The sequence below is a fragment of the Lawsonella clevelandensis genome, assembly GCF_001293125.1.
In the GTDB taxonomy this organism is placed as follows: domain Bacteria; phylum Actinomycetota; class Actinomycetes; order Mycobacteriales; family Mycobacteriaceae; genus Lawsonella; species Lawsonella clevelandensis.
Window position 1 is genome coordinate 1,208,036 of record NZ_CP009312.1, and the last position, 26,624, is coordinate 1,234,659.

Annotated in this window: 18 protein-coding genes; 13 read left to right on the top strand and 5 right to left on the bottom strand. The window is 60.7% G+C overall.

Features of this window, described 5'->3' with window-relative positions; all coding sequences use genetic code 11:
• Positions 1 to 43 precede the first annotated feature (43 nt).
• The gene (locus IY73_RS05125) at positions 44 to 1,015 is read left to right on the top strand and encodes a hypothetical protein (protein ID WP_053979015.1); all 972 of its coding nucleotides are present in this window, start codon (positions 44 to 46) and stop codon (positions 1,013 to 1,015) included.
• A 216-nt stretch (positions 1,016 to 1,231) separates the two neighbouring features.
• On the opposite strand, the gene IY73_RS05130 is transcribed toward IY73_RS05125, so the two are convergent.
• The 3 genes from IY73_RS05130 to IY73_RS05140 all read right to left on the bottom strand — a co-directional run bounded on the left by IY73_RS05130 (position 1,232) and on the right by IY73_RS05140 (position 7,425).
• Positions 1,232 to 2,455 (bottom strand): pyridoxal phosphate-dependent aminotransferase, encoded by a 1,224-nt coding sequence (locus IY73_RS05130; protein WP_053962149.1) that lies wholly within the window; start codon positions 2,453 to 2,455, stop codon positions 1,232 to 1,234.
• A 113-nt stretch (positions 2,456 to 2,568) separates the two neighbouring features.
• Positions 2,569 to 5,976: a (Fe-S)-binding protein gene (locus IY73_RS05135; protein WP_053979016.1), complete on the bottom strand. Its 3,408-nt coding sequence runs from the start codon at positions 5,974 to 5,976 to the stop codon at positions 2,569 to 2,571.
• Between the two features lie 84 nt (positions 5,977 to 6,060).
• Positions 6,061 to 7,425, bottom strand: a complete 1,365-nt coding sequence (locus IY73_RS05140; protein ID WP_053962151.1) for a DUF5692 family protein — start codon at positions 7,423 to 7,425, stop codon at positions 6,061 to 6,063.
• 207 nt (positions 7,426 to 7,632) lie between these two features.
• Between IY73_RS05140 and IY73_RS05145 the strand changes: the two genes are divergently transcribed.
• The 6 genes from IY73_RS05145 (at position 7,633) to IY73_RS05170 (ending at position 14,449) form a co-directional block, all read left to right on the top strand.
• On the top strand, positions 7,633 to 8,682 hold the full coding sequence (locus IY73_RS05145) for a hypothetical protein (RefSeq protein WP_053979017.1): 1,050 nt from the start codon (positions 7,633 to 7,635) through the stop codon (positions 8,680 to 8,682).
• Positions 8,679 to 9,743, top strand: coding sequence for a DUF5692 family protein (locus IY73_RS05150; RefSeq protein WP_053979018.1), 1,065 nt, complete (start codon positions 8,679 to 8,681; stop codon positions 9,741 to 9,743). The genes IY73_RS05145 and IY73_RS05150 overlap by 4 nt, the downstream gene beginning before the upstream one ends.
• Positions 9,744 to 10,001: 258 nt before the next feature.
• Complete coding sequence (dnaK, locus tag IY73_RS05155) at positions 10,002 to 11,858, top strand: molecular chaperone DnaK (protein WP_053962711.1); 1,857 nt, start codon at positions 10,002 to 10,004, stop codon at positions 11,856 to 11,858.
• Between the two features lie 12 nt (positions 11,859 to 11,870).
• Positions 11,871 to 12,584 (top strand): nucleotide exchange factor GrpE, encoded by a 714-nt coding sequence (grpE, locus tag IY73_RS05160; RefSeq protein WP_053962154.1) that lies wholly within the window; start codon positions 11,871 to 11,873, stop codon positions 12,582 to 12,584.
• 210 nt (positions 12,585 to 12,794) lie between these two features.
• Positions 12,795 to 14,066: a molecular chaperone DnaJ gene (gene dnaJ / locus IY73_RS05165; protein ID WP_053962155.1), complete on the top strand. Its 1,272-nt coding sequence runs from the start codon at positions 12,795 to 12,797 to the stop codon at positions 14,064 to 14,066.
• Entirely contained in the window at positions 14,063 to 14,449 is a 387-nt protein-coding gene (locus IY73_RS05170; protein WP_053962156.1) for a heat shock protein transcriptional repressor HspR, read from the top strand. Before dnaJ ends, IY73_RS05170 begins: the two co-directional genes overlap by 4 nt.
• 147 nt (positions 14,450 to 14,596) lie before the next feature.
• Here the strand turns inward: IY73_RS05170 and IY73_RS05175 are convergent, their stop codons facing one another.
• Entirely contained in the window at positions 14,597 to 15,829 is a 1,233-nt protein-coding gene (locus IY73_RS05175) for an FAD-binding oxidoreductase (protein WP_053962157.1), read from the bottom strand.
• 255 nt (positions 15,830 to 16,084) lie between these two features.
• Between IY73_RS05175 and clpB the strand changes: the two genes are divergently transcribed.
• A complete protein-coding gene (clpB, locus tag IY73_RS05180) occupies positions 16,085 to 18,661 on the top strand; it encodes an ATP-dependent chaperone ClpB (protein ID WP_053962158.1) in 2,577 nt (858 codons plus the stop codon).
• A 144-nt stretch (positions 18,662 to 18,805) separates the two neighbouring features.
• Here clpB and IY73_RS05185 read toward each other — a convergent pair whose 3' ends face one another.
• Positions 18,806 to 19,894 carry a hypothetical protein gene (locus tag IY73_RS05185; RefSeq protein WP_148565059.1) on the bottom strand — a complete coding sequence of 363 codons (1,089 nt, stop codon included), beginning with the start codon at positions 19,892 to 19,894 and terminating at the stop codon, positions 18,806 to 18,808.
• Positions 19,895 to 20,120: 226 nt separating this feature from the next.
• On the opposite strand from IY73_RS05185, the gene IY73_RS05190 reads away from it, so the two are divergent.
• The 5 genes from IY73_RS05190 to IY73_RS05210 all read left to right on the top strand — a co-directional run bounded on the left by IY73_RS05190 (position 20,121) and on the right by IY73_RS05210 (position 26,531).
• The gene (locus tag IY73_RS05190; RefSeq protein WP_053979020.1) at positions 20,121 to 20,966 is read left to right on the top strand and encodes a sulfurtransferase; all 846 of its coding nucleotides are present in this window, start codon (positions 20,121 to 20,123) and stop codon (positions 20,964 to 20,966) included.
• Positions 20,967 to 21,107: 141 nt separating this feature from the next.
• Complete coding sequence (locus tag IY73_RS05195) at positions 21,108 to 23,918, top strand: type III secretion system chaperone family protein (protein ID WP_053979021.1); 2,811 nt, start codon at positions 21,108 to 21,110, stop codon at positions 23,916 to 23,918.
• A gap of 78 nt (positions 23,919 to 23,996) precedes the next feature.
• Complete coding sequence (pyrE, locus tag IY73_RS05200; RefSeq protein ID WP_053962162.1) at positions 23,997 to 24,569, top strand: orotate phosphoribosyltransferase; 573 nt, start codon at positions 23,997 to 23,999, stop codon at positions 24,567 to 24,569.
• Positions 24,553 to 25,257 (top strand): TrmH family RNA methyltransferase, encoded by a 705-nt coding sequence (locus IY73_RS05205; protein ID WP_053962163.1) that lies wholly within the window; start codon positions 24,553 to 24,555, stop codon positions 25,255 to 25,257. Before pyrE ends, IY73_RS05205 begins: the two co-directional genes overlap by 17 nt.
• Positions 25,258 to 25,286: 29 nt before the next feature.
• Complete coding sequence (locus IY73_RS05210; RefSeq protein ID WP_053962164.1) at positions 25,287 to 26,531, top strand: glycoside hydrolase family 76 protein; 1,245 nt, start codon at positions 25,287 to 25,289, stop codon at positions 26,529 to 26,531.
• Positions 26,532 to 26,624: the final 93 nt, after the last annotated feature.

Consider the following 26,624-nt stretch of genomic DNA (forward strand, 5'->3'; position numbering starts at 1 on the left):
AATACTGAGGACAGGAGGCCTTTTTCTACGTAAAATTGGGCACATGTCAACTTCAACGATCACCAAAAAGGTTTTCGCCCTCGCTGCTGCTGCGGGCCTGAGCCTCAGTTTGTCCCCTCTCATGGTCGGTACCGCTTCCGCTGCCACCGCTTCAAAGACCATTAAGTCCAGTTGCCGTACCAACGGTGCTCCGCTGAACTTCAACGAGACTCGTGAGAAGACTGACGTCATCGACGTGTCTGCTCCCGACGAGGTGAAGGTTGGCGAGGAGTACGAGGTCCGGGTGAATTACAAGCCGGAAATGATCCCCGGCAAGGAATCCATCGCCGTTATTAAGAGCGCTGACGATGTTGTTATGCGTCTCACCATCGATGATCCCTCTTCCTTCGTGACTGCAAGCCTGGAAGGCTCCGGCGCCGTGCTTAAGGGCACCCCGAAGATCTCCCTCGTTGGCGGCAAGACCCTCGTGGTCTCCGGCTTCGGCGTTGCCGTCGAAGGCAAGGACGCCAACTGGGCTGTCCCGACCATCGTCCTGAAGATGAAGGCCTCCAAGGCTGGCAAGATCGGTACCGTTCACCCCGCAGTGGAAGGTGCCGCAGGCCAGTTCAACAACCCCCAGAACTTCGTCACCATGCGCAACGTCGTTGACACTCAGGTCATCGGCACCCAGCACATTAGCCTGAACTGCCAGGCTCTCTCCGGCCCGGGTACCCTCCTCGCTGTGAACGCTGTGGGTGGCCCCGCCGATTCCGGTAAGGCTGATGACAAGAAGGCCGACAAGAAGGACGGCGATAAGAAGGCCGACAAGAAGGGCACTGAGTCCTCCAAGGCTGCTCCTTCTACGGACGCCTCCGGCATGGAAGTTCTTGACGAGGATCCCTACAAGGACACCCCCACTGATGACGGCGGCCTTTCTGGCGGTGCCATTGCTGGCATCGTCATCCTCTGCCTCGCAGTAGCAGGTGGCATTGGTTACGGTGTCTACCGCGCCCGCAAGAAGAAGGGCGAAGCCTAATTAGCCGCTGGTAACAGCACGCTATAAAGCTCCGTATAATTCACAAAGTGGGCTGCCGGGTCTCCCGGTAGCCCACTTCTTACTATTTTTACCCCACCTGTGCACAGCACAGGTGCCGCTCACACACTAACTCCCTCCCCGCTACGTGGAAGTGAGGGGAGGGAGTTAGTGTGCTCTGTGAGAGGTAAGTGGGTGCGTCAGCCTAGGTTCTCGGACCTAACCCTTGTAGCTGGAGAGGAAGTTGCCCAGGCGCTCAATGGCTTCCTTCAGCACCGCTGCCTCCGGCAGCATCACAATGCGCAGGTGGTCGGTGGTGGGGTAGTTGAAGGCGGTGCCGTGGGTCATGAGGATGTGCTCATTCTCCACCAGGGACATGGCGAACTTCTCGTCATCCGAGATGGGATACACCTCCGGGTCGAAACGCGGGAAGGCGTACAGGGACCCCTTCGGCACTACGACAGACACACCGGGGATGGTGTCGAGGGTGTCCACGGTGGCCTTCCACTGTTCGTAGAGGCGGCCGCCGGGAGCGGTCTGGATCTGAATGTCCTGCTCGCCTTCCAAGGCTGCCACGATGGCGTACTGGGCGGGAACGTTGGAGCAGAGGCGCATGGAGGCCATCAGGTGGAAGCCGGCGAGGAAGTCGCGGGCGTGGTCCTTGGGGCCGGTAATAACAACCCATCCGGCACGGTAACCACAGGCACGGTAGCTCTTGGAGAGACCGTTGAAGGTGAATACCAGCAAGTCGGGTGCCAGGGCAGCGAGGTTGTGGTGGGGGGCCTCGGTGTAGAGGATGAGGTCGTAGATTTCGTCGGCAAAGATCAGCAGGCTGTGGCGACGAGCGATGTCAACAATGCCCTCCAAAGTCTCCTTGGAGAAGACAGCGCCGGTAGGGTTATTGGGGTTGATGACGACAATGGCTTTGGTCTTGTCGGTGATCTTGGACTCGATGTCCTCGAGGCTGGGGTTCCAGTCGTTGGCCTCGTCCAGCAGGTAGTGGACGGGGGTGCCGCCAGCGAGGGCAGTGGAGGCGGTCCATAGCGGGTAGTCCGGAGCGGGGACGAGGATTTCGTCACCGGGGTTGCAGAGGGACTGCAAGGACATGGTAATGAGTTCAGAGGCGCCGTTGCCAATGTAGACGCTGTTCATGTCTACCTCGGGGAAGCCCGGGGTGTTGGCGTAGCGGTTGATGACGGCCTGACGGGCTTCGGCGATACCGCGGGAGTCGGAGTAGCCGACGGCAGTGTCGAGCTTGTCCTTCATATAGGTGGTGATGTTCTGGGGGGCCAGAAAGCCGAACTTACCGGGGTTGCCAATGTTGAGCTTCAGGATCTCGGCACCCTGTGCTTCGAGTTCATTGGCGCGGTCTAGCACCGGGCCGCGGATGTCGTAGACGACGTTTTTCAGTTTCTTGGACTGGTAGAGAGGGCGAAGACTCATTGTGCTCTCTTCTGTGAAGTATTTAGCGTACTGGTACAGAAGCAAGGTTACACCTGTTGGCCTCGGAGCTCATTACCGGTTTGTGCTGGTGGGTGACGGGTCCTGAGGGGTTTTTAGGAGGAAGCTGAAAAGTCCTGTGGAGCAGCAAGTCCGGGACGGATGCTGACACCCGCCTGCTGTGCTTTATTCACTGGTGTAGCGGGGACAGCTGTCTCTGGAGGAAGGGCACGCGGGCTGACCACTGCAGAGATAGCTCCGGGAGCCGCCACTCCCGGACGCAGCGGCAACCCTGGTACGGACAGCCGCTTTTCTTCGGCGGCAGCTAGCGCGGCAGCAGTATCTGCCGCATTCGTATCAGCTCCGTCGCCAGTGCCGTCGCCAGTAGAATCAGCGGCTACGGCAGTTCCCGTACCAATACCAGCATCCACGCCGTCCTCGTAGACCAGTGGGGCACCGGGAGCGATATACACAATAGCCTGTTTGGCCCTAGCAGCCGCCTCCTCAGTAACTGCCAACAGCGGTGGCAGTGGCGTGGGCACACCATTGGTGCGGGCGATCATGCCCACCAATGGCAGCCCTGGCACATCCAGGTTCAGCTCATTGTCGGCACCATCCCTGGCTACCTCGGCAGCCTTCACAGAGATGGTGCTGTCGCTCGCCTCTTCCAGCGGTTTACCGGTGACGGGGGCGGACTGGCCAGCCCGTTCCACTCGTTCCTTTCGTCGGGCGGCTTTCTCCTTTTCGGCTTTCCGCTCCTTCTCCAGCTGCTGTGCCTCCGCCTGGTAGGTTGCCAAGGAACTGGGCAGTACCGCAACGGGTTCGGGGCCAGGGGCCTGGGCGGAGGGGACACCATCCGGGCGTTCGATAAGGCCCAGAAGTGGCAGACCAACGGTGTGCAGGGAGACCGTCACCACGCCCGCATCGAGGAGGGAAGCATCGTCGATGACGGCTTCTTCCTCTAGCTCGGCCAGCACGTCTTCGACTGCTTCTTGCTCGGCGGCAGCAGCTCGAATGGCTTCCCGATCGGTCTCGTGGAGGGTAGTGGTGTAGTCGTCCACCGTTGCCGTTTCTTCGGCGGGCACGGCGTTGGGCAGATCGAGGCCGTCCATTTCCTGCTCGACGTCAAGGTCGCCCACCGGAATGGGGACGAGTGCCTGGGGCAGTTTGTCTCCGCGGCGCACAGACTCCAGCAGCAGCACGGAGATGTCGGCGACGCGGGTGCGTTTGGCTTGGCCGGCTACCAGGCGGCTGTCGGATTCTGTCATTCGCTGCTTCACACCGTCAGACAGCATGACGGTGCAGAAGGGGCAGGCGGTGGCGATGGTGGTGGCACCGGTCTGTAACGCCTCGTCTACGCGCATGAGGTTGATGCGGGTGCCGTGCTTTTCTTCCATCCAGAAGTGGGCACCGCCGGCGCCACAGCAGAAGGCCTGCTCGCGTGTGTGTCCCATTTCCTTCACCTGGGTGCCGGAGGATTCCACCAGTTCGCGCGGTTGGCTGTAGAAGTGGTTATGACGGCCCAGGTAGCACGGGTCGTGGTAGGTAGTAATGCCCTCCACCGGGGTGGTGGGGACGAGGCGGCGGCGGTTCACCAGCTGGTTGAGGACGACCGAGTGGTGGATGACGGTATAGGGCTGTGGGTACTCGTTACCGAGCGTGTTGAAGCAGTGGGCGCAGGTGGCAATGATCTTCCGGTTCGGGCTTTCCCCAAAGACAGATTCCAGGAGTTCGGTGTTGCGGGCTGCCATCTCTTGGAAGAGGAACTCGTTGCCGGCGCGACGGGCGGAGTCGCCGGTGCAGGTTTCTTGGTTTCCTAGCACACAGAATTTCACGCCGCCCAGGTGCAGGAGGAGGGCGGTGGCTTTGGTGGCTTCTTTGGCGCGGTCCTCGTAGGCGCCGGCACAGCCCACCCAGAAGAGGTATTCCATGCCTTCGCCAGCAAAGTTGTGGACGTCTTTGCCCCATACGGGGACGCGCCAGCCGGTTTCTCGTTCGAGTTCGTCAATCCAGGTTTCGCGGGCGGTGGGGGATTGCCCCCAGGGGTTGCCTTTGCTTTCTAGGTTCTTGAAAAGGCTGGCGAGTTCTGGCGGGTACTGGTTGGCGGCGAGTACCTGGTGGCGGCGCAGGTTGACAACGTGGTCGACGAGTTCCAGGTCGAGTGGGCATTGGTCGACGCAGGCGCCACAGGTGGTGCAGGCCCAGAGGGCATCTTCGTTGAGGAGGCCGATGCGTTCGGGGTGCTGTTGGGCGTCCTGGTGTTGGGGGTCGAGGCCGATGAGTGGCTGGGAGAGGCGTTGAAGTTCGGCGTGCTGGTGGGTGCGTTTCCCGGCGGATGTGGCGGGGAGGAGGTCGAGGAGGCGGGGGAAGGCGTCGTGGTCGACGCGGCCGGTGTCGGGGTCGACGAAGCCGGCGGTACGGGCAGCCGAGAGGTAGGGGGCGCTATCTTGGGCGACGTCGCGCAGCCCGGTGACGATGAGCTTGGGGTTGAGGGGTTTGCTGGTATTCCAGGCGGGGCAGAGGTCCTGGCAGCGGCCGCATTCGGTGCAGACGGAGAAGTCGAGCCAGTCTTTCCAGGTGAAGTCTTGGATGTGGCCAATGCCGAGGAGGTCTTTGTCGGGGTCGACGTTGTCCATGGTGAGGGTTTTGTCGCCGCTGCGCATGGGGCGGATAGCGCGGAGGGAGGTCCTGCCGTCCCATTCACGCTTGAAAAAAATGTTGAAGAAGGCGCCGATGCGGTGCCAGGCGACACCCCACTTGAGGTTAAGGCCGACGAGGAGGAGCCACAGCATCGCAATAAGGAGTTTCGCTACGGCGAAAAGGCTCACCATAAGGGGGTTGGCGGGCAGGGTTTGGGCTACCCAGTAGGTGACCCAGTCGATGGTGGGGTCCCCGCCGCCGTAGGTGGGGAAGGTGGCGAGTTGGCCGGCCTTGACAGCGAGCATGCCGAGGCCTTCCAGGATGACGACGGCGTCAACGAAGTAGGCGGCCCCCATGTTGGACTTGTAGAAGCGGGAGGAGCGTTTGTTGCGGCCCAGGTGGGGGTTGTTTTTTATGCGGGTGAGGGTGAGGTAGAGGCCGCCGAGGACGGTGGTGATGCCGACGAGTTCGACCAGGGCGCGGAACCAGCGTTGTTCGTGGAACCAGGGCCAGCCACTGGCTGGGTCGAACATTTGGATGTAGGCCTCGAAAAGGATGAAGGCGCCCAGTAGGAAGCCGACCATGACGAACCAGTGGGAGATGGAGACGGTGCGGCGTTTGCGGATGAGACGTGTGTGGGCGATGAATTCTTTGAGGAGGTTCCAGAGCCGGTGCCAGGGGTGATTGGTGCGGGTGTGGTCGGGTTCGGCCAGCTGCAGCATGGTGACGAGGCGGACGACGCCGTGGATGAAGATGCTCCAGCAGACGATGCTGATGAGGGTGGCGACGATCCCGATGGGGATGGTGAGATCCCAGGGAGTGGTGGGTGCGCTGGCGTGCGTGAGAGGGGCATTCACGAGCGCGTACAGGTCGTCACTAGTCACCTTTCCCATCATATACAGCAGCGCAGATTGGCTAAAGTAAGTGAGCTCGGGTGGTGGAGCTCCCCGGTGGAGGGGAGTGGGAGGCTATTCCTTTTCGGTGGTGGATGTCGTCACGTCCCACTGTGGGTCGGACTGGATTCCCTTCTTGACGAGTGCTGGTTGGGCGCTCAGTGGTGTGCGGAGCTTGGGGTAGCGTTTGTCCTTCTTGCCCCACCAGAAGTAGTGGGTGAGGTAGCCGTCAACGGGAGGTACGGGCTTGTCGGGTGCGAAGCCGAGTTCGGTGGGGGTGGCTTTCACACAGTCGGTGATGAAGTATTTCTCTTTGTCGTCGCAGGTTTCGGTGACGACGCGGCGGAAGGCCTTGGTTTCGAGGAAGAGTGCTTCGGTGAAGGGGTTGCGGCGCAGCTTAATGGACCGGTATAGCCAGTAAAGGAAGACGCCGATGTTGAAGAGCAGCGCGATCCAGGAGCACACCTTGTTGGCGGTGGGATCCATGGTGGCGAAGTTTGTCATGGCATTGGGTGGGGTGGCGATGGTGGGGAGCCAGTTGTAGAAGGCGATCCAGTACATGAGGGTGTAGCAGCGGAACCAGATCCATTGGCCGCGAGCCCAGGTGAAGGCGGGGATGGTGCAGGCGAGGAGCAGTGCCAGGGTGCAGTACCAGGTGTAGTCGCCCAGGGAGTTGTAGAGGAAAGCGTGGTTCCACAGGTCGTAGGCGATAATCCAGGGCCAGATTTGGTCGAGCCAGACGATGCTCTTGACCTTGGAGTTTTTGCGGCCGGCAACGATGATGCGGGTGAGTCCGGTGATGGTGAGGATGTTGAGGAATCCGGCGGCTGCGCTGAGAAGGTTCCAGTAGCCTCCAATGGTGCGGAAGCCGGTGGCGGGGTCGATGCCGATATGGCGGGCGTCAAAGTTGGCAGCGAGTGCCATGTACCAGGCGTCTGTTTTTGGTTCAGCGGTGATGCCTCTGGCTTCGGGGAGTTTACTTAAGAGATCTACGTTGGAGTGCGTGTGGTCGATCTGGGCCAGGCAGTGCCAGTCAGCGGCGCAGGCGTAGTAGTCGCCGGCCTGTCGGAAGATGGCGATGTCGCGGATGTTGGCTTCGAGGATGTTGCCGCCCAGGCAGATGAGGCAGAAGACGCCGATCCACACGACGTAGCGGTGGGCGAGGTCGGGCCGGTATTTGCCGAGGACGACGATACAGCCGTTGACGGTGGCGGCGAAGATCATGAGGCAGTATTTGCCGAAGGGGAACCAGCCGAGGATGGGGATGGCGTAGTTGATGGCGTAGGGAATCATGGCGAGTCCACCGACGGTCCAGATGAGGAAGATGGTCCAGGTCCAGCGGCGGTTGATTTCGGCGATCGCCATTTGGGTGAGGAAGACGAAGAGCCAGATGAGATATACCCGGGGGGATCCGATCTCCCAGAGGAACAGTGAGTCCATGAGCCGTCCTTTTCCGTCAATAGCGCTACTGTGTCATTGCTCCCAGCATCTAGACAACATTATGGACATGGCGGGTGGACTTTTGTGTGAAAAATAGAAGTGTTATAAAACGATCTCCTAGTTTAGGGCGGCCTAGTAGAGTCTGACAATGAGGTCCTACCAGGGAGAGGTTGTGGCCCATTTCACCTCACTATGAAGGGTAATTCTATGTTCCAGAACACATTTTGGGGAGGTTTGGGAGTAACTGGCGGCGTTGCAGGGGGAGCCATTCTCTCGTTCATGACGGTATTTAGCCAATTCACAGGAAAGGCATCTCGCGCCGAAAACGCCTTCGTTTATCCAGGTGACGACCTCATTGATGCGAACTATCGCAATGGTCGCTCATCTACCTATGCCATTGACATTGATGCCCCGGCCTACGCTGTCTGGCGCACCATCAAACAACTGGGGTGTAACAAGGCCGGGTCCTACAGCTCCGAATTCTTGGAGCGTATTTTTGCCCGTCTGCCGTTCTATAACCAGTACGAGATCCAAGAAGAATGGCAACAACCAGATTCCCTTGTTGCCGGCGATATCGGGCCCTTCGACTTCCACGGCATGAGCATGGAGTGGGTAGACGTCGTTCCTGGCAAGTACCTTGTGCATTGGACAGATACCAAGGAACCTCCGAAGGCGCCGGGATCGTATGCTTTCCGCTATCCGGGGATGGACCACTATGCGGCAGCTTGGTGCTACTACCTCATTCCGCTGCCCGGTAACCGTTGCCGGCTCCTCAACCATTGGCGGGTGGCCTACGAGCCTGACAATCTCTGGACGTGGTTTATTAATTGGTGCCAGATTGAACTGGTAGGGGGTTGTATGGCGCATCTGCAGAACATCTACCTCAAGCGAGTGTGCGAGTTCCGTAAGAAGCAACAGTTGACGGGTCGCTTCATGCGCGGCATGTTGGGGGGACGGTTCTTCAGGAGTGCTACTCCAGCGGGCCGTCACGATGGTACTCCACTGTTCGAAGAGACGTATACGCAGTGGATGCGTTTTGGCCGGCAGGACCCAGCTTGTCGAGCTATTCGGGAACCGCACACCGAGGATTCCACTTGGCCGCCGACCGGACCGGAGAGCCCCTGGGACAGCATCATGGACAAGGAGTACTTCGTCGATTGGGAAGAGCCTGCTTTCTCGTGGGAGGAACAGATTCGGCAGAAGCAGGAGAAGACCTATCTGCCGGATTGGGGAAAGAAGAAAGCTGCTGAGCAATGAGTGGCCCCGGCTATCCCACCCTCTTCCTCTTTGAGGTTGGCCAGTGGTACGACTACGCGGGCTTGGTGCTGGTGGTGGTGTGTTTGGCGGTCGCTGCCTGGTTAGCTCAGCGCTACAAGTGGTTCGTCATCGCCTTTTTCATCGTCATTCCGGTGCTCTTGTCCATTTTCTGGTGGCCGCATTCCACCGAGGGGACGAGTTCGGCAGGCTGGTTCCCGATGGTGAAGCTCTACTCGGCGTTGCTGGGGAGTTTGTCGCTGGTGGCGTTGCAGTATGTCCCGAAGCTGCGACATAACAAGTACTACTTGCTGTTGCCGCCGCTCCTGTTGGCCGTCAACATTACGGAGGCCGTCATCCGGGATTTTCAGTGTTTCAGTATGACAGGTGTTGATCCCACGCAGGGTTTCTGGTGTGTGGGTGGCCCGTGGAACATCATGAATGGCATTGCGGGGATCCTCAATATTTTGGCGATCTCGGGCTGGATGGGGATCTATATTTCCCGGAAGAAGAGTAAGGCCATTATTTGGGGCGACCTGACGGTGTGGTGGATTATCGCCTATGACCTGTGGAATTTCGCCTACTTGTATAACTGTATGTCGGGGCATGCCTGGTATAACGGCTTCGGTTTGTTGTTGGGATGTACCATTCCGGCGTTCATGAAGTGGGGACGCGGGGCGTGGATTCAGTACCGGGCGTACACCTTGTATTTGTGGTGCGCGTTTACATTGACGTGGCCGACGTTCTGGACGCTGCCGATTGAGCATCGTCCGTCGGAGAATACGACAGCCTTGTTTGTGATGTCGTTGCTGGCGTTGCTGGCGAATGTGGCGTTGGTGGTCTATCACTTTGGGCGGATTGTGATGCACCGGAAGAAGGTGTGGAAGCAGGAAGTGTACTCCGATACTGCCAGTTATTTGCAGTTAGTGAAGGAGACGGCCTCGCGGGAGGATCAGCAGCTTATTGCTGGCCGGTTGGGGATGAGTGCGGATGTTCTCTATGGGGCTGATGTGTCCCCGGTGGAAGAGAAGGAAGGTGAGAGTAGAGAGAACGACGTTTACTGATGGAAGAAGTTGGCAGATCACGGGTGAGTAGCGGCTGGCGGAGCAGTCAGTGGCGCTGCTCACCCGTGATCTATAGGGGGTATGACAAGAGTTTTTTCGTTGTTTATACAGGTAGTGAACCTTCCTGAAAAATAGTTGAGTCAAATGCGCTCAAGAAATATTGCGCACTCAGTATGCTTATGTCATACTTGAGTGCGTACCGCTCAATAGAGCGTGAAATGACCTTACTAACGAACACAACATATGGAGGTACACATCATGGGACGCGCAGTAGGTATTGACCTCGGCACCACCAACTCCTGCGTCTCCGTCCTGGAAGGCGGAGAAGCAAAGGTTATCCCCAACGCAGAGGGATCCCGCACCACCCCGTCCGTCGTGGCTTTCGCCAAAAACGGTGAAGTCCTCGTCGGGCAGCCTGCCAAGAACCAAGCAGTCACCAACGTTGACCGCACCATCCGCTCCGTCAAGCGCCACATGGGTTCTGATTGGAAGTCCAATGACATTGACGGCAAGCAGTACACCCCCCAGGAGATCTCTGCCCACGTGCTCATGAAGCTGAAGCGTGATGCGGAAGCCTACCTGGGTGAGTCCATCACCGACGCCGTCATCACCGTTCCGGCCTACTTCAATGACGCCCAGCGCCAGGCCACCAAGGATGCTGGCCAGATCGCCGGCCTCGACGTGCTCCGCATCGTGAACGAGCCCACTGCGGCCGCTCTCGCCTACGGCCTCGAAAAGGCTGACAAAGAACAGACCATTCTTGTCTTCGACCTCGGCGGCGGCACCTTTGACGTGTCCCTGCTGGAGATCGGTGACGGTGTCGTGGAAGTTCGCGCCACTTCCGGTGACAACCACCTCGGTGGCGACGACTGGGACAACCGCGTCGTCGAGTGGCTCGTTGACAAGTTTAAGAGCGCATCTGGCGTGGACCTGTCCAAAGACCGTATGGCCATGCAGCGCCTTCGTGAAGCCGCAGAGAAGGCCAAGATTGAGCTGTCTGCCTCGCAGAGTGCCGCCATTAACCTTCCTTACATTACGGTCGACGCCGACAAGAACCCGCTGTTCCTCGACGAGACCCTGTCCCGCGCCGAATTCCAGCGCATCACCCAGGACCTCCTCGACCGCTGCCGTACTCCGTTCCAGTCGGTCATCAAGGACGCCGGAATCTCCGTCTCCGAGATCGACCACGTAGTGCTCGTCGGTGGATCCACCCGTATGCCCGCCGTCACCGACCTGGTGAAGGAACTTACCGGTGGCCGCGAGCCCAACAAGGGCGTGAACCCGGACGAGGTCGTCGCCGTGGGTGCTGCCCTGCAGGCCGGCGTGCTGCGCGGTGAAGTTAAGGACGTGCTGCTCCTCGATGTCACCCCGCTGTCTCTCGGTATTGAAACTAAGGGTGGTGTGATGACCAAGCTCATCGAGCGCAACACCACCATCCCCACCAAGCGCTCTGAGACCTTCACTACTGCCGAGGACAATCAGCCCTCCGTACAGATCCAGGTCTATCAGGGCGAGCGTGAGATGGCTTCGCAGAACAAGCTGCTCGGCTCCTTCGAACTTTCCGGCATTGCCCCCGCCCCGCGTGGTATTCCGCAGATCGAGGTCACCTTCGACATCGACGCCAACGGCATTGTCCACGTCACCGCTAAGGACAAGGGCACCGGCAAGGAGAACACCGTCACCATCCAGGATGGTTCCGGCCTCTCCCAGGAGGAGATCGACCGCATGATTAAGGATGCGGAAGAGCACGCCGAGGAAGATCGCAAGCGCCGCGAAGAGGTTTCTCTCCGCAACGAGGCAGAAACCCTCGTCTACCAGACCGAGAAGTTCCTTGCCGACAACGCTGAGACCGTCCCGTCCGAGAATAAGGACAAGGTCCAGGCCGCCCTTGACAAGGCCAAGGAAGCCCTCAAGGGCAGCGACGTTGCCGCTCTACGTAGTGCCATGGACGAGGTCAAGACCGAATCCTCCGCCATGGGCCAGGCTATGTACGAGAAGGCTGCCGCGGAAGGCGCTACCGCCGCTGACGCTGGCGCAGCCGACACCACCGCCTCCACTGCTGGCGGCGACGATGACGTGGTGGACGCCGAGGTTGTCGAAGACGACAACAAGTAAGGACTGATAGACATGACGGACGCATCTCAGAATCCCACCGAGGGTCAGCCGCAGGCTGACGACACCTCGGATCTGCACGCCTCCGCCACCGCTGCCGACGCCAACCCAGCTGCCGACGCCGCAGATACTGCCGTCGCTACTGGGGATGGTGCCGACACCGCGAGTGACTCCAACGCAGCCGGCCAGGCCGCCGCTACTGCAGAAGAGGAGCTCACGGTCGAAGACAAACTGCTGGCCAAGGTGCAAGAACTCACCGAGGACTTGCAGCGTGTCACCGCCGAATTCGCCAACTACCGCAAGCGTGTCGAGCGTGACCTCAGCATCGCCCGAGACAACGGCAAAGCCGGTGTCGTCACCGCCATGCTGGCACTCGCCGACGATGTTGAGCGGGCCCGCCAGCACGGTGATGTCACCGAGGGAAGCCCTCTGAAGGCCTTCACCGATAAATTCACGACCATCCTGGAAGGGCAGGGCGTGTCTCAGTTTGGCGAGGTCGGGGATGTGTTCGACGCTAACCGCCACTCTGCCATCCAAGATGAAGGCGGCGACGGGGAGAAGGTGTTGAGCGTGGTCCTCCGCAAGGGCTTCAACCTCGGCGACCGCGTACTCCGCGAAGCCATGGTGATTGTCCGTGGTGACGAGGGCACAGCTGTTGCTTCGGATGGTGACGAGTCCACCGAGACAAGCGCGGCGGAACAGTCCGACGCTGCTGGCGCAGACAAGTAACCTCATCTCATAACGTACGTAGTGGCGGCCTCCCCTGTGGGGTCGCCACTACGTTATGTGAGGACAGTCCAGCTCACGACTATGAGAACAGCTCAGACCACCATGGCTCATGAGACCCAGTTATGAGCATACAGATAAAGTTGAGTAGTATAGACTCAAGCTTAGATATTATCGACAGCACTAGTTTTAGCCTAGAGAGGAGGGGACGCCATGCAGCGAGAATGGGCCGATAAGGACTTTTACAAGGAACTCGGCGTCAGCAAAGACGCTACCCAAGACGAGATCAAAAAGGCGTATCGAAAACTCGCCCGCAGTCTCCACCCCGATGCCAACCCTGGCGACAAAGCCGCAGAAGAACGCTTCAAACGAGTCAGCGAAGCTAACTCCGTTCTCTCCGACCCGAAAGAGCGTAAAGAGTACGACGAACTCCGTGCCATGCTGTCCTCAGGATTCGGCGGGTTCGGGGGAAAAGGCGGTTTCGGCGCACCCGGGGGATTCGGCAATGGATATGGTCAGGGCGCCGGTGGCTTCACCGGATTCACCCCCGGCGGCGGTCACAGCTACACCTACGGCGCCGACGGCTTCGACATCGGCGATCTTGGCGACATCTTTGGCGGCGCAACCCAGAACGCCACAGGCGGAGCTGGCGGCATAGGCGATATTCTTGGTGGTCTCTTTAACCAACGCCGTGGTGGTGGCCACCGGTCTGAGTCATCGCAGCAATCCAACGGTGGTGCCAACATCACCACTTCCATCACCATTAGCTTCCGGGATGCAGCAAAAGGTGCCACCGTACCAATCCGCATCACTTCCAAGACAGCCTGCACCACCTGTCATGGCTCCGGGGCACGCCCCGGCACCGCCCCCCGCACCTGCCCCGAATGCAACGGGTCAGGCTTCCGGCACTCGACCCAAGGTGCCTTCCAATTCTCGCAACCCTGCACCAACTGCGGCGGTACCGGCACTATCATTGACGACCCCTGCCCCGACTGTGGTGGCAGCGGAGTCGTTACCCGCACCCGTACCCTCAATGTTCGTGTCCCCGCGGGCATTAAAGACGGCCAGAAGGTACGACTCAACGGCAAAGGCGAAGCCGGCCTGCGCGGCGCACCTCCTGGGGATCTCTTCGTGAAGATCAACATCACCCCCGACAAGGTCTTCCAACGCGACGGCAACAACCTGCTGGTGGACGTCCCCGTGTCCTTCTCGGAACTGGCGCTGGGTGCTACCATCACCGTCCCCACCCTGGACGGCACCGTCTCTATCCGCATTCCCGCCGGTAGTGCTGCCGACCAGGTGATGCGAGTCCGCGGGCGCGGTATCGCCCCCGCCAAGGAACCCGCCGGGGATCTGTTGGCCACCCTTAAGGTGCAGATCCCCACGCACCTGGATGCCGCCAGCAGGGAAGCGCTCAAAAGCTATGCGCAAGCAGAACAAAGCTCCGGGTTTGATCCGCGGGCTGGATGGGCAGGTGCAGTATGAGCAAACGTGAAAAGAGCTTCTTCGTCATCTCGGTAGCAGCTGAGCGTGCCGGCATGCACGCGCAAACACTGCGCCAATACGATCGTCTCGGCCTGGTGATCCCCGCCCGTGCACAGGGAGGTGGACGGCGCTACTCGGATGAGGATGTGGAACTCCTGCGGGAGATTCAACACCTCAGCCAGGATGAAGGCATCAACCTGGCAGGCATTAAGCGGATCTTGAAGCTCTCCCAGCGGGTGAAGGAACTGCAAGAGCAGGTCGACCAGTTGGAGGGGGCACTCGAGGCAGTGCGGCAGCAACAGCGCACCGGGAGCGCGCTGGTCCACGTTCCCCGCAGCCAAGCGGTGGTGGTGTGGAGTCCTGAAGCGCGTCGCCGTAGCTAAGCCAGCGCACACGTCGGCGTAGTTTTGCGTCGAGAAGGCTGTCTAGCTACACGACGTGAGGTCAGCCACGCTACGCGCCGAAAAGCTGGCTGTGCTACGTAGCGAGAGGTACTGGCGCAAGAGCCGTCACTGATCGCAGTACGAACTCTAATCCAGTGGGTCGTGGTGAATATCGGCCAGGTTAATGCCCAGGCGCGGCAGGTTCGCCACCGCCTGCTGGACTATTTGTGGGCCGCCACCTACGAGGATCTCGCGGTCGTGCACACACCCGTCGGCAACTGCCAACTCCAGCGGATTACCTCGCCGCAGTAGCAAATTCGGGGGCAGCGGGGGAGCATCGCGTAGCCACCAGGGGTCGCTATCTTTCTCTGCGCAAATATGGGCGATGAGCCAAGGGTTCGCAGCCTGAATATTGGCCAAGGTGGCGGCGTCGAAAAGTTCGCCTGGATAGCGGGTGCCATAGTAGACATCCACGAGGGGGTTGTTCTTTCCCGTCTGGACTAGGTCTAGCAGAATACAGCGCATGGGGGCCAAGGCCACGTTACGGGCGATCATGCAAACGGGGCGTTCTCCCGACACCTGCAAATTGCCGTGCGGGTTGGAGAGAATCCACTGGTCGCCGGGGCGGGTGGTTTGTACCACCTGGGTGCTGAAGTAGCCGTGCTCGAGCGCGCGTACGTGGAATTCCAGATAGCCATCCGGGTTGGCGGGGATGGTGGCGGAGAGGTACCGCCAGGTGCCGGGACATTGCGGAATTTGCACGGACATGTACTGCCCGGGCAAATAGTCGATGGGGGGATCGGTTTGTAGGCGAATGACGGCGATGTCGCGGGTGAGCCGCTGCACTTCCATGACATTGCCGAGGTAGACCGGGGGAGTGGTCTCTGCGGAGGCGGCTGTCTGCATGACGTCGATGGCGTGCTCGAAGGAGCTCAACAGGGCGGCGTCCAGGTCGGCGCTCCACTGGAAGGGCATGAGCCGGGCGAAGGTGTCGCGCAGGGCGATGGCCATGATGTGGTAGTCGGCATCGGTGAATTGGTGCTTGCGCTGGTCCCGCCCCAGTTGGCTGAGAAATTCCATCACGCCGTCGAGCTGCTCTGGGTGGGGGGTGGCCTGGTCGATGGTCTCAAGGAAGTAGATGAGGCCGCGAGCGTAGCGGACGGTGCGGCGGTCGGTGAAGGTGGGGAAGCGTTTGCGGAGCTGGAAGTCGTGCGCGAAGACGGTGGCGTAGAAGTCACGCATAAAGCTCTCGGGTTGCGCGTGGAGAAGTTCGATGGCGGGCCCGAGGACGGTGTAGTACGTGGTGGGGGTGGTGACAGGTTCTGTGCCGCGCGAATGGCGGCCGAATGCGGTCGCAACGTCGTCACGGTGGCGGCTCATCGCATTTCCTCTCAGTCGCTCCGGGGGCCCACTTTGCCTGTATGCGCCCATCATAGCTGCTGGTGTGAGAAAAAACCTGCCGGTTTTATGAAAAAATCTTTAGCTAATGTGGCTCAACTTTGATAGAGTGTAATTAAACATGAGTCATAATGACTCAACTAAGTGATAGTGAAGTGCTAAAGACGCAGTTCATCACGTATCTGACGCTTCTGCATCCCATCATCACACTTCATCATAGAGAAAAGGAAAAACCCCATGACTACCCAGAACTTCACCACAAAATCCCAAGAGGCAATTTCTGCTGCTCTCCAATCCGCCGTCGCTAAAGGAAACCCCAGCGTAGAACCCGCCCACCTGCTCGTCGCACTCCTCGAGCAGCACGACGGAATCGCCGGGCCGCTCCTCCACAGTGCCGGCGTCGACCCTGCCATCCTTCTTCAGCGAGCACGGTCCCTTGTCGATGGCCTCCCCGCAGCCAGCGGCGGAGGCATGGCTAACCCTAACCTCTCTCGGGACGGGCTGACTGTCCTCAACACTGCCCAGGAACTCGCCAGCTCCATGGGTGACGACTACACCTCCACCGAGCATCTCGTGGTCGGCCTCGCCACTGGTGGGCATGCCGTCGCCACAGCAATGCAGGCCATGGGCGCCACCCCGGAAAACCTCAAGGCAGCCTTCACCTCTGTGCGTGGCTCCGGACGCATCACCACCGAAAACCCGGAAGACAACTACCAGGCCCTCGAAAAGTACTCCACGGATCTCACCGCACGCGCCCGCGAAGGCAAGATCGACCCCGTCATCGGGCGTGACGCCGAAATTCGCCGGGTGGTGCAGGTACTCAGCCGCCGTACCAAGAACAATCCGGTACTTATCGGCGAACCCGGCGTTGGCAAAACCGCCATCGTGGAAGGCCTGGCCCGCCGCATCGTCTCTGGCGATGTACCAGAATCGTTGCGCGGCAAGCGCCTCATTGCCCTCGATCTGGGTTCCATGATCGCTGGCGCCAAGTACCGCGGCGAATTTGAGGAGCGCCTCAAGAGCGTCCTGCAAGAGATCAAGGATGCGGACGGCGAGATCGTCACCTTCATCGACGAGATCCACACCATCGTTGGGGCTGGTGCCACCGGTGACTCCGGCATGGATGCCGGCAACATCATTAAGCCCATGCTGGCCCGTGGTGAACTCCGCCTGGTCGGCGCCACCACCCTGGACGAGTACCGCAAGTACATCGAAAAGGACGCCGCCCTGGAGCGGCGCTTCCAACAGGTCTACGTCGGAGAGCCGACCGTAGAAGACACCATCGGTATTCTGCGTGGCCTCAAGGAACGCTACGAAGTGCACCACGGTGTTCGCATTAAGGACTCCGCGCTGGTGGCGGCTGCAACTCTCTCCGATCGCTACATCACTAACCGCTTCCTGCCGGACAAGGCCATCGACCTCATGGATGAAGCTGCCTCTCGGATGCGGATGGAAATCGACTCCTCCCCGGAGGAAATCGACACCGCCGAGCGCATTGTGCGTCGCCTCGAGGTGGAGGAACTCGCCCTCGACAAGGAAGAAGACGCTGCCTCCCGCGAACGCCTCGTGGCACTTCGTCAGGAACTCGCCGACGAGCGGGAAAAACTCGCGCAGTTGACGGCTCGCTGGCAGAACGAGAAGAACGCCATCGAGGCTGTGCGCGACCTCAAAGAAACCCTGGAGGATCTGCGCGGGCAGGCCGAGCGTGCTGAACGCGACGGCGACCTGGGTAAGGCTGCCGAGCTGCGCTACGGGCGCATTCCCGAGGCGGAAAAGAAACTCGCCGAAGCCGAAAACTCCCAAGCCTCCACCAGCGAGTATTCGCAGATGATGCTGAAGGAGGAAGTGGGCCCGGATGACGTCGCCGAGGTTGTCGAAGCCTGGACCGGCATTCCCGCCGGTCGCATGCTGGAAAGCGAAGGGCAGAAGCTGCTCCGTATGGAAGACGAACTGGCGCAGAATGTGGTGGGCCAAGAAGACGCTGTGAAGGCAGTGTCCGATGCGGTCCGCCGTGCCCGCGCTGGGGTGGCAGACCCCAACCGGCCGCTGGGCTCCTTCCTCTTCCTCGGCCCCACCGGTGTGGGTAAGACGGAGCTGGCGAAGGCGTTGGCCCAGTTCCTCTTCGACGACAAGCATGCGATTATCCGCATCGACATGTCCGAGTATGGGGAGAAGCATTCTGTCGCCCGCCTCATCGGTGCCCCTCCGGGATATGTCGGCTACGAATCCGGTGGTCAGCTCACCGAAGCGATCCGTCGCCGCCCCTACTCCGTCATCCTCTTTGACGAGGTAGAAAAGGCGCACCCAGATGTGTTCGACGTGTTGCTGCAGGTGCTGGACGAAGGCCGGCTTACGGACGGGCAAGGCCGCACGGTGGACTTCCGCAACACCATCCTTATCCTCACGTCTAACCTGGGTGCGGGTGGTACGCAGGAGCAGATCATGCAGGCGGTGAAACACAACTTCAAGCCCGAGTTCGTCAACCGGTTGGACGACATTATCGTCTTCTCGGCCCTGCACCCCGAGCAGTTGAAGGGCATTGTGGACATTCAGCTGCGCGAGCTGGCCGAGCGTCTGTCCGCCCGCCGGCTCACCCTGGATGTGGATGATGCCGCCCGCATGTGGCTGGCCGAACGTGGCTACGACCCCGCCTACGGTGCCCGCCCGCTGCGCCGTCTGATCCAACAGGCCATCGGGGACGCGCTGGCGAAGGAGCTGTTGAGGGGGGAAATCTTCGACGGCGACATGGTCCACGTGACGGTGGCTGCCGACGGGGAAAGCCTGCAGATTACCGGCCAGCGCACTGAAAGCTAAGAGTATACCGCCAGCAAGCAGTGCGCCGAGTGCTCATAACTCAGTGATGGTCGGCTGTCGTCTTGGCGCCGGCTGGTGTCTTGGTCATAACAGTACCGCCCCTGCAGTATGCAGGGGCGGTACTGTTATGGAGAGCAGGGGTGGCTAGGCGACGCGGAGAACAGCGCCCGCCGAGTTGAGGGACGGTGATAGCGCCGGGGCGGCAGTGTTCTCGTTCTGCGAGCCGTCATCTTTGGCACCCTTCTCGGTATTGATGGTGCCGCCTTTATTGTCGGAGGCAGGGCCGGTAGACCCAACTCCCGAGCCGGCCGCGGTAGAGACTTTATCCCCCGCCGAGGGCGGCAGCCACCAAAGGAAGATGAGGGCAAGGCCGGCACGGATGGCCTTCAATGCTAGTTCGCGGGTGGAGTCGTTGGGAGAGAAGAGCCCCACCACCATGGTGCCTAGGAGGGAACCGATGGGGGTGCCGGCCGCCGAAGCCGAAGTACCCACTGCGAAGAATACAGCCAGGAAGACGGGGATGATCGCCAGCCAGACGAAGGGGGAGGCCACCCAGCCGACCACCGGAACCAGGGTGAACAGCAGCATGCCAGTGACCACCAGTGCGCCTGCCAGGAATCCGATGGCCCATCCAGTGGCGGCGCCGGCGATGCCTCCGAACACACCGCCGGCAATGACGGCCGGGAAGTTCTCTACTTCAGCGCGGTTGAGGTATTTGCCCCAGGCATCGTAGAACTCACGCAGGCGGGTGTCGTTGCCGATCCAGCCTTCCCGCGCGTGCATGACGGTGATAGGAGCAGGGCGGAAGGAGGTCTCCGCGGGGAGGAAGGTGGCGCTGCGGCCGCCGTCCTTGAGAAGGACGTTGAGGTCCATGACGCGGTCGCCAAAGAGGGCCTGGAGAGGGGCGGTGACGACGGTGTTACCGGATTCGCCGACGATGGCGAGCTTGTCGCCGCGCTTGACGAAGTGGCCTTTACCCAGGACGAGGGTGTTGCCGCTGTCGGTGACGCCAGCGATGGTGGCGTCGGCGCGGGCAGCTTGCGCGGTGCGGGCGGCATCAGTGGGGAGCAGGTGGTGGGCGTCCACGTAGGGGCCCGACTGTTCGGCGATCGCTTTAATACTCTCCGTGTAGGGAGATGAAACCGGATCTGCCTGAACGGGATTAGCGGTGACCATAATGAGAGAGACGGCCACGGCTCCAGCGACCGCTTTCATGGCTGACGAGAATTTCAATGGGCTCTCCGTTCCGTTCTCGTATCTCTAGGCGATTAGCGTTCCCTAGTGCAGGGACACAAAATAACCATTCACCTGGGGAATGGCTATTTACAACAATACATGCTGTTACGGATGTTCCAAGAGTGAATCTGAAATCGAACCGCAACCTACAAAGTTGGGCTCGCCCGGCGTGCTCACTTGTAGAGAGATGAATAAAGACTCCTCGACCAGTAGAATAGGGTGCATGAGTATCCTCGTTAACCCGCAGTGGCTGAAGGCGCGTATCAGTTCGAACCACGCACCGGTGATTCTGGACGTGCGGTGGTATCGCGATCAGGTGGGTGGCTACGACCACTATCTGGAGCACCATATCCCTAATGCCATCTATGTGGACCTCGAGCAGGACCTCACGGGTGTCCACAACCCCGGAAATGGTCGCCGTCCTTTCCCCTCGAAGAAGAAGGTGCAGAAGCTCACCCGTAAATGGGGAATCGACAAGAAATCCTATGTAGTGGTCTACGACTCTGTGGCCGGGACCTCGGCGGCTCGCGCGTGGTGGATTCTCCGCAACGCCGGTGTCGAGAATGTCTTCTTCCTGGATGGTGGCCTACAGCGCTGGGAGCACGCCGGTATGCCCACGTTGACGGGTCCCGGCATCATTCCGCTGCGCGGTAACTTCGAGGTATCCGATACGCCCTGCATGCCCACCATCAGCGTGGATGAGGTAAAGAGCTGGCCACAGCACGGCATTCTGCTGGATGCTCGCTCGGAACGCCGCTACCAGGGCCATTTCGAATACAACGATGCTCGCCTGGGCCACATCCCGGGTGCCCATAACTTGCCGACCTACGGAAACTTTGGTCCCGATCAGAAGTTCCTGGATTTCGAAAGCCTGCTTGATCGCTTTGAGGGCCTGGGTATCACCAGCGGCTCGGAAGTTGCGGTCTACTGTGGTTCCGGCAACCTGGCCACCCATACCATTGCTGCCCTGGAAGTCGCTGGTCTACCTGGTGCTTCGCTGTATGAGGGCGGTTGGTCGCAATGGTGTTTGGATCCTGAGCGTCCGGCCTCCCGAGGCTTCCGTCCGTAGCTTTCTACGTGCCCACTTTTCCCGCAGTGGGCACGTTTCACTATCGGTGAGAATCGCTGCCGAACATGTGAAAAAGCTCCGAAACAGGGCAGAAACACAGTACCGTTAATACTGAGTACTGCCCGCAGATAGGGGAAACCTATGTTTTCAGTTCCCGTGATCTTATTGATCGTGGCCGCCGTGGTAGGCACAATTGGCATTGTCCTTACCATTGTGGGTGCCATCCGCTCCCGTCGGCAGCCCTCAACCGATGCGCCTGAGCAGTCCCGCTGGGGCGATGAGCTGGGATTCCGGCCTGACGCAGAAGGTGTGCACGCCGCCGTCTCCCAATGGGAACACGGCCCTGCCTCCGACGGTGGGCTGAGCGAGCCGAAAGACCCGGCCACCGGCGAGTTCGCTGGTCATCCCGCCCTGATCTTTGTGCAGGATGACGGCTGGATTGTGGCAGTACAACGCGATACCGCCTCCTCTGTGGTGGTGGAGATCCACCCGCAGCCCAACGAGGATGCGGACGAGTCCGGAAAAGCTACCGATCTGCAGGTGTACTCCTCCGATGTGGACGCCATGATCCGCGCCACCGATGATCGTCTGGTGGAGATTCTCGATAACCATCCCACCGACCTGGCCATGGCCTGGTCCGAAGGTTACTGGTCGGCTGCACTGCTGCCGCTGGACGATGACGGCGTGGACGTGGAGATTGACCCGGACGACAAGATCAACGAGGAGCTCCCTTACGTCCTCAACTGGTTGGCCAATCTCAACGATGCACTGCGTGTGCTACCCCCCAAAGAAGGCGAGGAAGAGTCCCTCAGCTTGCAGGGTGTGGGCCCCACCCGCCCGCTCGCCGACCGCACTGATGCCGACTCTCTCCCCATCGACGCAGATTCCTTTGAGCCAGAAGAAGCTGGCCTGTTGCCCGCCGACCCTGGGTTCCCCAGTGATGTTCCCGTTTCTGACGGTTCCCTGGCCGGTCTGGTAGCCGGTGGGGTCGGTGCTGCTGGCGCTGGCGCCTTCGTGGGTAGCAGTTTTGGCGACGAGCCAGCCGAGGGTGACGTGATTTCCGACACTGCCGCTCTCACCGTGGTGGGCGATCAGCCGGTTGCCCCCATCTGGGAGGAGGATGAGTCCGCCGACAAGAGTGAGCCCACAGATGAGGGCGAGTCTGCCGCCCTGGCCGCCGCTGCCGACATCGATGAACCCATCACCGAGGAAGAGCTGGCCGCAGCAGTAGCTGCCGATGAATCTGTGGCGATCGACGCCGCCGACGATGACCTGTTGGACGGTAACGACCTGGTGGATGACGGCATTGACGGCGCCGACGACCTGCTCAACCTGCCGGGCAGTCAGCAGCCGGGCAGTGAGCTTCCGGACAATGTTATTCCCTTCACCCCAGCCGCTGGTGCTGCCACCGGAGCCATGGTGGCAGGTGGCCTGGCCGGATTGACAGTCGTCCCCGACCTACCCAGCGACGAGAACACAGACCTGCCCGGCGACGACGGCGATGAGTTGGATGCCGACACCTCTGCAGGGCTGGCCGAAGACGACTTCGTTACCCTCCCTGCCGATGACGACGACACCCCCGCCCCCATCTGGGCCCCCGACAAGGAACCCACTGGCGAACTTGCCGTCAACCATGTTGATGAAAGCGCGCTGCTCAACGGCTCGTGGGAGCCACAGGAACACGTCGCCTTCGCCGACCTCTCCGCAGATGACGAACGCAATGCTGACGACACCTTCGTCACCGAAGCAGACTTTGCCGAAGCAGACCGCCTGATGGGCGAGGATCTGTACGGCAGCGATGTGGGTACTGAAGACACCGACGACATCGAGGACATTGAAGTCGAAGCGGACGCCCTCGCCGCCTACGCGGAGGCAGAAGCCGTCGACACCGTCGACGAATTCCCGGGCGAAACCCAGGTAGAGGACGTACCGGCCGCGGACGAGTGGATTACCCCCACCACCGCCGAGTTCGATATTGTGCCCGAAACCGACGAAGAAGCTGCCACCTTGGCCGCGATCGATGGCGACGAGCCGGAGGAAACCGAAGCGGACGTCGCCACCGAAGACTTCACCAGTGAAGAACTCGCCGAAGAAGGGCTCGCTGAAGAAGACCTCATCGACGACACCGAAGACGACGAAGAAGAATACCAGGCAGACGAGGACACCTACGAGGGTCCCGACGACGCTGACTACACCGACGAGGACTTCGGCGAAGACGCCTTTGAGCAAGGCCCCTTCGAGGCTGGCGCCACCATTGATGAGCTCGACGAGCCGGTCGCACCAGAAGTGGTAGAGCAGGCAGGCGACGCAGCTGAGGGAGACGACACGATTGACGCGCCGGAACGTCCCACCGATTTCTCCGCTGAACCGTTCGCTGACGGTTTCCCCAGCCGAGAAGTTGGAGTCGATGCCGACGCAGCAGGAGCCGTAGCTGCTGCCGACGGACTAGGTGGGCGCTCCGCCGTCCCACCGCTCGCTGCCTCTCCGGAGGACATCCGTCCACGGATCTCCTTCGTCAAGCCGGCCTCCCCGGCCGAAACTGGCCCGTTGCCTATTGTCAACCCTGCCCAGCCGTACTACCCGGAGCGGGATGAGCAGAAGCCCCCCGCGCAGACGACCCCCACCCCGGCCGTCACCATCCCGCAGCCGCAAGAATCTGTCTCCACCGGCTCCCACGCTGTCCGGGACGGAGAACCCTCCACCATGCAGACCGGCCAGTTCCCCATCATTAACCCCGATGGGGCGCGTGAGCCCGGCCGCCACGCCCGCGGAGACGACGAGGACGGCGCCATGGCTCGCCCTTCCTGGTTCATGCCGGGCAAAACCAGCCGCCGCTCCCGCTTGCGCGATGAGGACGGGGAGCAGCCGGAGAACGGTCCCTCCGCTGCCGACACCGATACCCCCGCTGGGCGTCACCATGCCCAGCCGGAAGTTTCTGACGACGACAACTAGCCACTAGGCTTAGCCATAGGACACAACTCCCGCGGGTTTCACCTGCGGGAGTTCCCACACCCCAGAAAGGCGCCCTTCATGGTTGCAGTGTTCAACCCTGCTGATCACCCCGTTAACGCCGAGGCAAAAGCCGAACTTGCTGAACTCGTTAAAGAACTCGCCGTCGTCCACGGGAACGTCATTCTCTCCTCTGGTAAAGAAGCCGACTACTACGTCGATCTGCGTCGCGCCACCATGCACAGCCGCGCCTCCTTCCTCATCGGCTCCCTCCTCCGCGAACTTACCGCAGACTGGGACTACGTTGCTGCCGGAGGCCTCACCCTGGGGGCCGACCCCGTGGGCACCGCGATCATGCATGCCGACGGGCGTGACATTAACGCCTTCACCGTCCGCAAGGAAAAGAAGAAGCATGGCATGCAGCGGCAGGTAGAAGGCCCGGATGTGGTGGGCAAGAAGGTGCTGGTCGTCGAAGACACCACCACCACCGGTAACTCGCCGTTGACTGCCGTCCGCGTCTTGCGCGACCTGGGTGCCGATGTGGTTGGTGTCGCCACCATTGTGGACCGCGCAACTGGCGCAGAGGATGCTATCAACGCTGAAGGCCTGGAGTACCGCTACCTGCTGAGCCTGGAAGATGTCGGACTCGCCTAACCCCAGCGCACCCCTCACCTCGAGCACCGATTCCGCCCCTGGCCCTACCGAGTGGGGAGAGGGGCGCCATGGTGTCGGCCCCTGGGCCCTCGAACACCCGGGGGAGCCTCTCCCTACTGACCCCCATTACGATCCCACCCTGCTGGCAGAAGGGGATCGTCGCAATGTGGTGGATGCCTACCGTTATTGGCGGCGCGATGCCATCATTGCTGACCTCGATACCCACCGCCACCCGTTCCACGTCGCCATCGAAAACTTCGAGCATGATGCGAACATTGGTACTGTCGTGCGTACTGCCAACGCTTTCTTGGCGGAGACGGTACACATTGTGGGCAAGCGCCGCTGGAACCGGCGGGGAGCCATGGTGACGGATCGCTACCAGCATCTGCAGCACCACGATACGGTGGAGGAGCTCATCCGTTGGGCACACGATGCTGGGCTCACCGTAGTAGCTGTGGACAATGTGCCCGGCTCCACCCCACTAGAAACTACCCCTCTCCCGGAGCGTGCTCTCCTCTTGTTTGGCCAGGAAGGCCCAGGTATTTCTGATGCGTCGGGGCAGCAGGCTGACCTACTCGTCTCTATCGCCCAATTTGGATCTACCCGCAGTATCAATGTTGGCGTTGCGGCGGGTATTGTGATGCATGCTTGGATAGCACAGCACGCAGATCTTGCTGCCGCCTGGTAACACTATCGCTGTTGAAAGGATGCGCCGCGATGGCCACCTCCGAACTTCACACAGCCCCTTCCTGGGCACGCACCTCGGATTGGCAGAAACGTGCTGCCATTGCGGAGCAAAGCGTACTGGGTCGCCACCTGGTGCGGTCCTTCTTCCTACCGTTTACTGCCACCGGCATGAGTGCGTGGCCATTTCTCTTTCGGGAGCGTTTTACTGGCAGCTGGAATTTCTGGTGGCAGGCTCACCTGATTGGCTGCATGGTGGATGCGGTGGACAGGGCGGAGACTCCGCGGAACCGGCGGCTGCTGCGGCAGTTGGCGCGTACCCACTATCGGTTGAACGGCCGTGGCTGGCGCCACAACCCGTACTATGACGACCTTGCCTGGGTAGCTGTGGCGGTGCAGCGGGCGGAACGGCGTGGCTATGTGCTGGGCTACGAGAAGGCATTGCAGGGGGTGCGGGAGAAGTTTGAGAAGGTTTACAACCCGCAGTACGCCATACCGTGGCGGGTGGGGGAGGACTTCTGGAATACTCCGGCGAATGGTCCGGCGGCAATATTCTTGGCTCGCTGCGGCGATAAACAGGGGCAGGATCTGGCGGAGCGGATTTGTGACTGGATGTACCATTCGCTGCAACTGAAAGATGGCCCTTACCAGGGGCTGTATGCGGATGGTCTGCGCCTGGTTGAGGGCAAAGAGCAGCGCATCGACAAGATTTACACCTATTGCCAGGGGGTGGCGATGGGGGCAGAGATGGAGTTGGCGTTGCGCTCGGAGGGGGTGAAGCAGCAGGAGCATCTGCGGCGGGTGTGTGAAATCGTAGAGGCGTGTGAGCGGTCGCTGCTCTCTCCTACAGGAGTTGTACTGGCCGGTGGGGGCGGTGACGGCGGCCTCTTCAAGGGGATTTTGATGCGCTACTTGGCGGACGTGGCTCGGCGGATGCCGGAGGTGGAGGCTGCGCCGGGTGTGCCTTTGTGGGGTGGCCGGTTGCAGCAGGTCCAGCAGGCTGCGGCGCGGATGGTGATGCGGAACGCGCAGGCGGCGTGGGAGACGGCGGCGTGGCTGCCGGAGGGGATGTTGTTCTCTGCGAAGTGGAATGATCTTGCCCAGTTGCCGTTGCGTGTCGTGCAGCTCGATAAGAAGGCGGGGCGTGCGACTAAAGTTGATGGGGCAGTTGGGAGCTCGGCTATTGCTGAGCAGGATATGTCGACGCAGTTGTCCGGGTGGATGACGGTGGAGGCGGCTGCTCGTTTGGTGCGTATGGGGTGTTCCTACGGATACTAGTCGGTGCGATAAGACTGTGTGATGAAGCCTGCCTCTGCGGAGAAATCCAGGATTTTTTGCTGAGACTTGGCATTCCGCTGCACGTTTTCGCCC